At 30.1% G+C, this 8,152-nt stretch carries 7 protein-coding genes; 1 reads left to right on the top strand and 6 read right to left on the bottom strand.

The annotated features are described in order from the left end of the window. Positions 1-133: 133 nt before the first annotated feature. Complete coding sequence (locus IV513_RS14235) at positions 134-817, bottom strand: hypothetical protein (RefSeq protein ID WP_209391224.1); 684 nt, start codon at positions 815-817, stop codon at positions 134-136. A 382-nt stretch (positions 818-1,199) separates the two neighbouring features. Further along, a complete protein-coding gene (locus IV513_RS14230) occupies positions 1,200-1,718 on the bottom strand; it encodes a hypothetical protein (RefSeq protein WP_209391223.1) in 519 nt (172 codons plus the stop codon). Between the two features lie 2,387 nt (positions 1,719-4,105). Between IV513_RS14230 and IV513_RS14225 the strand changes: the two genes are divergently transcribed. After that, complete coding sequence (locus IV513_RS14225; RefSeq protein WP_209391222.1) at positions 4,106-4,270, top strand: hypothetical protein; 165 nt, start codon at positions 4,106-4,108, stop codon at positions 4,268-4,270. Between the two features lie 700 nt (positions 4,271-4,970). Here IV513_RS14225 and IV513_RS14220 read toward each other — a convergent pair. From IV513_RS14220 to IV513_RS14205, 4 genes are all read right to left on the bottom strand, one after another. After that, positions 4,971-5,531 carry a hypothetical protein gene (locus IV513_RS14220; protein WP_209391221.1) on the bottom strand — a complete coding sequence of 187 codons (561 nt, stop codon included), beginning with the start codon at positions 5,529-5,531 and terminating at the stop codon, positions 4,971-4,973. Positions 5,532-5,766: 235 nt separating this feature from the next. Beyond that, on the bottom strand, positions 5,767-6,510 hold the full coding sequence (locus IV513_RS14215; protein ID WP_209391220.1) for a hypothetical protein: 744 nt from the start codon (positions 6,508-6,510) through the stop codon (positions 5,767-5,769). Continuing rightward, positions 6,503-6,868: a hypothetical protein gene (locus tag IV513_RS14210; RefSeq protein ID WP_209391219.1), complete on the bottom strand. Its 366-nt coding sequence runs from the start codon at positions 6,866-6,868 to the stop codon at positions 6,503-6,505. Before IV513_RS14210 ends, IV513_RS14215 begins: the two co-directional genes overlap by 8 nt. A 37-nt stretch (positions 6,869-6,905) precedes the next feature. Beyond that, entirely contained in the window at positions 6,906-7,874 is a 969-nt protein-coding gene (locus IV513_RS14205; protein WP_209391218.1) for a nucleotidyltransferase, read from the bottom strand. Between the last annotated feature and the right edge of the window lie 278 nt (positions 7,875-8,152).

Genomic DNA, 8,152 nt, shown 5'->3' with positions numbered 1-8,152 from the left:
AGATTTTCCCACATTCCAACGAAATTTTTACAACAACAACAAAACAATATTAACAAAAAACTCTATTTTTGAGTGTGCCTAAATATGGGAAGATTACACGCCTTTTGCAAATACTATGTTAGCAGAAGTTTTTTTAAAGAGATAATATTTTATGCGTAATATTTGGATTTTTGACTTCAATAAGAAATGTTCCAAATGTCATATTGTACTTGTCATTGATAGGGTATTTATATGATATTCCACAACTTATTTTTGAATAGAGATTAAATTTTGGATATGCACTAATCAATTCATTAATATTTTTTTTTGCTGTTATTTTTAAATTGCTAAGTTTAAAATATGTCCCTTTACTTGTTTCCCAAACAATCCTTTTTGTTGCTCCTTTATTACAGTCATTCCAAAATTTGTCAATTTTATTTTTATTTCCTGCAATTATGAAATAGCATTTAATATTTGGATAAATTGTAAACAAATTTTGAAGTCTAACTAAGTCCCATAATACATCAACAAATTTGATTTCAGTACTTCCAATCCATTTTGTTTCAATTGCTATTTCCCAATTGATGGGTTTTTTGTATTTGTCCGCAATTACAAAGTCAACTTGAATTGGACGCCCTTTTGAATCATTTTTTAAAGGGTGATTTTGTTCAGTAAGTACATTTTGATCTTTATTGAGATTGTTAGACAAAATATTTGAGATGGGATAAGAAATATACTTTTCATTGAAAACATATGCTTTGTTACAACTAAATTCATAAAGCATCCAAGCGTATAATCCTTCGGATAATTTACGTTGAAGATTATTGAAATTACTCATTTATACTTTGTTTGTGTTTTCAGCAGGATTCGAACCTACAAATGGAGTTTGCTTGTCAATATTTTTTATTCTTTATATAGAATTAAAAATTTTAAAAAGACTCCTCGTTTTACCAATTAAACTATGAAAACAATTTGTCACGCAGCTTTTATAAAATTTCTGCTAACGGAAAGGGGCTTTGCGAGGTGCGGGCTACTGCAAACTGAAAGTCGGGAGGAGAACCAATCTCTAGCAAAAACTTTTTCCATTTTTTAAAATTACGAAAAAACTAAAAAATGGAAAAGTTTTTTGCGGGTATTTTCTGAAAACTTTCTGAGATTTCCTTCAACCCCGCATCTTGCAAAACCCATGTTAGCAGAAGTTTTTTTTATTTTCATTGTTTTTATTCAATACACTTTAGAAATCCTTGAACTTTTTTCCAATAATTTTCTTTAACAGGCATATCAACATAACCGCTATTAGTATTAACTCTAACTTTAACAATTTCCGAAGCAACTAATTTTTTGTAAGTTTCTTCGTCAAGCGGAAAAGAGAGATTTACAGTGTTTGTAGTTGCTATTTTGCTAACATTTGCATTTGAAATATCATATTTTTCTGCCTTTAGCGAAATAACCTCTCCATTTTTATCCAAAAGCATAAATTCTGAATTTGGAACAATGCTAAATGTTTTTCCCAAATGTGAGTAAAAAACATCTAAAATTCTAATATCATTAATTTTTCTTGCTTTTGCTTTTGTAAAGTCTGAAAAAGTTGCAGATAAATAATTGTCGGGAGTTTCTAGAATTTTCTTTTTAGTGAATTCATCCACTTCATTCCTTTTATATTTACAGTTTTGACCTTGTAAGGAATTTGCTAAAAATGACATTAAAATAAATGCTGTGATTTTGTAGTATTTTGACATATTTGACGGTATTTTTTATAAAATTTCTGCTAACGGAAAAGGGCTTGGCGAAGGCGGGGCTAAGAATGACAAAACTACCAACTAAACCCGAACTTAGCAAAAACCATTTTCGTTTTTTCAAAATTACAAAAAATAAAAAAACGAAAAGGTTTTTTGCGGCTAAAAGTGCTGAAATCTTCTAAATGAAAACTCTCCGCCCCGCTTTTGCCAAACCCATGTTGTGCGCAGTATTTTTAGTTCGGCGACTTGGATTTAACTCGTTAAATTCAGGTCAGAGAATTAAAAATCAAGCACGACAATTTTTTTCACGCACGAAATCGCAAAGATTTTCAGAATTTTATTCACGAATTTCGGAAAATTATTCACGCAGAATTTATTCACGCCGTTAAGCTCAAAATTTGTAAAAGTCAAGCACAATTTTTATACTCAAATACGTAAGTTTTTCGTAAAGATTTTTTCTGGATTTAGGAAAATCAGCGCAAAGAATTTCAGATTTCAGTCAGTTTTAGAAGTTTAAATTCAGGTCAAAATTTTGATTTTTCAGACCGAAATTTCTTTTTGATACCGCGCTTCTAATATTGCGCACAACGGGAAACGTATTGCTGAAGTGCGGGCTTTTACACCTAAAATTTCTACTAAAAACTGCACGAAGCAAAAAATGTTTTCCGCTGACTAAATTAATAAAAAAATGGAGGCGGAAACATTTTTTGCGACTAAATTTCACAAAATTTTCAACGCAAGAGCCTTCAATCCCGCATTTTAGCAATACGATGTTATGTGATGTGGCAATTTTCCATAATTTTTTATTCAGTTAGATTCAGTTTTCAGAAGTTTCATTCAGCAAAGTTTTTAAAATTCAGCGTTATTTTTAAAATTCAAGCGCGAATTTATTCACACAGTTAAAATTTCAGAACGCTAAAATTCAAAAATTTTTTCGGAAAGATTTTGCGTAGGATTTTCAGTCAGAATTTTTTCAGCAGAGTGATTTTGACGCGTTAAATTGTTTTCATGCACATTTTCCATTAGTGATATGGTGTCAGAAATCAGTTTTTTTAAGTCAAGTCCGCAATTTATTCAGTCAGTAAAGCAGAAAATGAATTCAGACCTTGTTTTCACGCATTTTTGGTCTGGATTCAGTTTCTTTTTTATTCATTCAAAATCGTGGAGTTTATTTCGGAGCGTGATTTTTGATGCCATATCACATAACGGGAAACGGCTTTGCGAAGGCGGGGCTTTTACACCCGAAAAGTTCAACTAAAAACTGAACTTAGCAAAAACCATTTTCGTTTTTTCAAAATTACAAAAAATAAAAAAAACGAAATGGTTTTTTGCGGCGAAAATTGCGAAAATCTTCAACGCAAGGGAACTTCAACCCCGCTTTTGCAAAACCGATGTTATGTGATGTGGCAATTTCGCAGTAATTGGTCAGTTAGATTCAGTTTCAACGGTATTTTTAGTCAGCAACATTTTAAAATTCAGCGTCAAGTTTGTGAAGTCAGACACGAATAATATTCAGAACGTTAAAATTCAGAACTTTTTTCGGAAAGGTTTTGCGCGCGAATTTTTGTCAGCGTTTTTTTGTTTCAGAAAGTTATTTTCACGCAGAATTTTTTTTATTCAACCGCGTAAATTTAAGGCGTTAAATTTTATTTCACGCAGAGATTCCGTTAGTGATGTGGTGTCAGAAATCAGTTTTTTAAGTCAAGTCCGTAATTTATTCAGTCAGTCAAGCAGAAATTGAATTCAGACCTTGTTTTCACGCATATTTCGGTCTGGATTCAGTTTCTATTTAATCACTCAAAATCGTGGAATTTATTTCGGAGCGTGATTTTTGATGCCATATCACATAACGGGAAACGTATTGCTGAAGTGCGGGCTTTTACACCTGAAATTTCTACTAAAAACTGCACGAAGCAAAAAATGTTTTCCGCTGACTAAATTAATAAAAAAATGGAGGCGGAAACATTTTTTGCGACTAAATTTCAAAAAATTTTCAACGCAAGAGCCTTCAATCCCGCATTTTAGCAATACGATGTTATGTGATGTGGCAATTTTCCATAATTTTTTATTCAGTTAGATTCAGTTTTCAGAAGTTCCATTCAGCAAGGTTTTTAAAATTCAGCGTTATTTTTAAAAGTCAATCGCGAATTTATTCACACAGTTAAAATTTCAGAACGCTAAAATTCAAAAATTTTTTCGGAAAGATTTTGCGTAGGATTTTCAGTCAGAATTTTTATTTTCAGGAAGTTTTTTCACACAGAATTTATTCCGCAGAGTTATTTTGACGCGTTAAATTGTTTTCACGCACATTTTCCGTTAGTGATATGGTGTCAGAAATCAGTATTTTAAGTCAAGTCCGAATTTTATTCAGTCAGTCAAGTTTGAAAATGAATTCAGACCTTGTTTTCACGCATTTTTGGTCTGGATTCAGTTTCTTTTTTATTCACTCAAAATCGTGGAGTTTATTTCGGAGCGTGATTTTTGATGCCATATCACATAACGGGAAAGGGCTTGGCGAAGGCGGGGATAAGATAGACGGAAATTCCAACTAAACCCGAACCGAGCAAAAACCATTTTCGTTTTTTCAAAATTACAAAAAATAAAAAAACGAAAAGGTTTTTTGCGGCGAAAAGTGCTGAAGTCTTCTAAATGATAACTCTCCGCCCCGCTTTTGCCAAACCCATGTTGTGCGCAGTATTTTCGGTTCGGCGACTTGGATTTAACTCGTTAAATTCAGGTCAGAGAATTAAAAATCAAGCATGACAATTTTTTTCACGCACGAAATCGCAAAGATTTTCAGAATTTTATTCACGAATTTTGGAAAAGTATTCACGCAGAATTTATTCACGCCTTTAAGCGCAAATTTGAAAAATTCAACACAATTTTTAATACTCAAATCCGTAAGTTTTTCGTAAAGTTTTTTTCTGGATTTAGGAAGATCAGCGCAAAAAATTTCAGATTTTAGTAAGTTTTAGAAAGTTTAATTCAGGTCAAAATTTTGATTTTTCAGACCGAAATTTCTTTTTGATACCGCGCTTCTAATATTGCGCACAACGGAAAAAGTATTTGCGAAGGGCGGGCTAAATTTAACCGAAAGGTTCAATTTCGACCGAACGAAGCAAATTGCTTTTTCAGATTACCAAATTACAAAAAAAAGTAATATGAAAAGCAAATTGCGACTAAAGGAATCGGGTAGTTCTATTATGAATTCAACCCCGCCTTTTGCAAATACTATGTTATCTGTAGCCATAATTATTCAATTTTACTTCTAAAATATCCTTTTGAATTAATTATTTCATTCGTGGGATTGAATTTTATTTGCAATTCAATTTTCCCAAAAATACTATCACCTTTTTTAAATTCAGATTTGTTTAATGTTAATTTTTGCTTTTTAATTTGATATCTTTCAGATTCCAAAAAATCAAATGTCCTTTTAACATCGGTGTAAGTTTCCGCCGATGTATAAAAGAAATTCTTATATTTCAATACATTTATATTAACTCCTGCAAATCCATCTCCGCTATTAAATGTCAAAAAGTCTAAGTTTTTTGATTTTGGACTTTTACCTGCGTTAAAGTTAAAGGTTACAGTATCGCTTACATTTTCAGAAATTTCAAAATCAGTTTTAACTTTTACAGTGTTAAATATTAAAAAAGTATGGTCAAAAACTTTTGAATTTAGATTTTTAATTTCTTTAGATTTTCCAATATTTTTATCAATATTTATTCTATTCCATTTTGATAGAAAATAAAGAATTCCAAGAATTGAAATTATTAAAATTATTATCAAAGTGTTTTTTAAAATTTTCTTCATTTCTTTTTATGCGGAATCTTCAAATATGGTTACAGATAACGGAAAAAGTATTTGCGAAGGGCGGGCTAAATTTAACTGAAAGTTCAATTTCGCCTGAACGAAGCAAATTGCTTTTTCAGATTACCAAATTACAAAAAAAAGTAATATGAAAAGCAATTTGCGACTAAATGCAACTGATAGTTCTATTAAATATTCAACCCCGCCTTTTGCAAATACTATGTTAGCAGAAGTGATATTATAATTTGTATTTAATTTTTAATTCTTTCCATTCAATAGACAATTTGTCATTCATTTTATTGAAAATTTTTGAATCTAGTTGAATACTATATGATGAAAGCAATTTTTCATAAGAAATTATATTATTTATTATTATTGGCTCTCTGTCCGCTTTTTTTGTTGAAGTAAAAACTTTTTTATAACAGTCATAAATTGTTTCAACTTTTGAGTTAAATGAGTTTAATTGTACAAAGTCTTTTATTACATATAGTGGTAATAATAATTGAAAAACAATTACAAGTATCTTTTTCTCCACAAAAAATATAGAAATGAGGTAAATTAATATAACAGCAATGAAAAAAGGTAATTGTTTTTTTATCATTTTCCTTGATATGTTTTTCGTAAAAAATGCATTTTCAAAACCATTAACTCCAAGCTTATATACACTTTGTTTTACTTCTTCATTTGTATAGTAGTTTTCGGAATTTTCGTCAGCTAATTGAGAATTTAGACTATTATCTATTAAATCATTAATTCTATTCTGTTCTGCTTTTATAAAAAAATTATTAAAAATAATTTCAAAAATAAAGTAGATGATAGAAACTATGCATATTATTATCTCCACATTACTTTTAATACAATCTTGAAGATTAAATATTGTAGAAAATGATAGCATAGTTCCAATAATTATCAAATAAAATTGGATATTAGAAATTAACCCTGTTGTATCATAATTTATTTTATGTGGTACTTTTTTATTCATAGTCTTGCTTTTGTATATTATGGGGTGCTTCTGGTCCATACCATTTACCTGTTTCTAACCAAACTTCATAAAAATAAATCCAAGCTGATGTCCATTCAATTATTTCATTTGAAATTAGCTTTTCTTTTTTCCATTTGAAATTATCGGGATGATAAAGACATAGTTTTTTTTCGGAATAAACGTGTGGTGGATTATCAACTAATTGTGGACTTAGGATTTTGACTATTGGAGATAAACTATTTCTATATTCAACTGAAACCTTATATTTGGGAAATTCAGGTTTTACTTGTAAATCTCCAGTAAAAATTATAGAATTACCCTCAATTTTACTTTTAAATTGAGGGTATTTTTGTCTCATTGCAAAAATTTGAATTTGAGAGTTATATTTTGCTTTTTTAATGTACATCTCCAAAAAAACCTTTAGAAGCTGAAACAGTTTTACCTGTAGCCGTAGATAGTAAACCAGAACTAGCAATTTTTAATGAACCTTCGCTTAAAGATTTTGAGAAAGTTTTTGCTTCTTCCTCATCCACAATTGGAAATTCCTTCTCGAAGATTTCTTTCCATATTTTTTTTGCTTCAGCTTCGTTCTTATTATCTATAAGTTCTTTAGCATCATTTAATTTATTTTTAGTTTTTTCTAGTTTTTTCTTGAATTTATCAAACTCGTTTTCTGATTTAAATTTGTTAGATTCTAAATGATATTCGGCTTCATCAAACCATTTTCTAATGGATTTTTCTAAATTAGAAAATGTATCGTAGTAAAATACTTTAATAGCGATTTCTTCAATGTGATAAGAAGGAATAATTTTATCGTTTAATCTGTTCCAGTATTTAATAACTTTTACAATGTCTTTTAATTTATAGTTGTAATTCCGTTGTGCTTCATTTAAACTCTCAGTCAATGTTTTGGGATAAGATAATGTCCAAGAAGCTAAATCATAATTTGGGATTTGGTAACCAGTTTCTCCAAATTCAAATGCTGGTAAAATGTCAAATGATTTATTACTCAAAGTTACTGTGACACAAGGTCGGTCTTGCTTGACTTTACCATTATAGTCATTTTGTTTGTCAAGAAAATTTTTTATCTTGGAAAGAACAGATTGTGGACTTGGTAAGTTGCCATATTCATCTTTCCACCCTTCTTCATCTAAAACTGCAAAAATGTCAATGTCGTCCAAAGGGCGAATAATAGTATCTCTTTCATAAGAACCATTAAGAAAAGTTTCTTTTAGATTAAGAGTTTCATCATCTTCCAAAGTAGATGTGATATTGTTTACAGAAGATGAAATATTTTTTTCTTGTTTATCTGTAACTGTTATATTGTCAATTAAAGATTGAATAGATTGTAAAAGTGTCGGCATATCAATAAATATTATTATTCTTTAGGAATAACTCAATTTGTGTGCCCCTGAATTATTTGTGTCAATTTGGCAGGTTGTTTGGAAATCATTTCTGCTAACGGGAAACGTATTGCTGAAGTGCGGGCTTTTACACCTAAAATTTCTACTAAAAACTGCACGAAGCAAAAAATGTTTTCCGTTGACTAAATTAATAAAAAAATGGAGGCGGAAACATTTTTTGCGACTAAATTTCACAAAATTTTCAACGCAAGAGCCTTCAATCCCGCATTTTAGCAATA

The organism is Chryseobacterium sp. RR2-3-20, from assembly GCF_017808115.1.
Taxonomy (GTDB): Bacteria; Bacteroidota; Bacteroidia; order Flavobacteriales; family Weeksellaceae; genus Chryseobacterium; species Chryseobacterium oryzae.
Note: the sequence above shows the minus strand (reverse complement) of the source record. Positions and strands in the feature narration are given on the sequence as shown.

What these genes read in the sequence shown, in the direction of transcription:
- IV513_RS14225 (WP_209391222.1), top strand. Translation starts at nt 4,106, where the DNA reads ATGAATTCAGACCTTGTTTTCACGCATTTTTGGTCTGGATTCAGTTTC.
- IV513_RS14210 (WP_209391219.1), bottom strand. Translation starts at nt 6,868, where the DNA reads ATGAGACAAAAATACCCTCAATTTAAAAGTAAAATTGAGGGTAATTCT.
- IV513_RS14205 (WP_209391218.1), bottom strand. Translation starts at nt 7,874, where the DNA reads ATGCCGACACTTTTACAATCTATTCAATCTTTAATTGACAATATAACA.
- IV513_RS14230 (WP_209391223.1), bottom strand. Translation starts at nt 1,718, where the DNA reads ATGTCAAAATACTACAAAATCACAGCATTTATTTTAATGTCATTTTTA.
- IV513_RS14235 (WP_209391224.1), bottom strand. Translation starts at nt 817, where the DNA reads ATGAGTAATTTCAATAATCTTCAACGTAAATTATCCGAAGGATTATAC.
- IV513_RS14215 (WP_209391220.1), bottom strand. Translation starts at nt 6,510, where the DNA reads ATGAATAAAAAAGTACCACATAAAATAAATTATGATACAACAGGGTTA.
- IV513_RS14220 (WP_209391221.1), bottom strand. Translation starts at nt 5,531, where the DNA reads ATGAAGAAAATTTTAAAAAACACTTTGATAATAATTTTAATAATTTCA.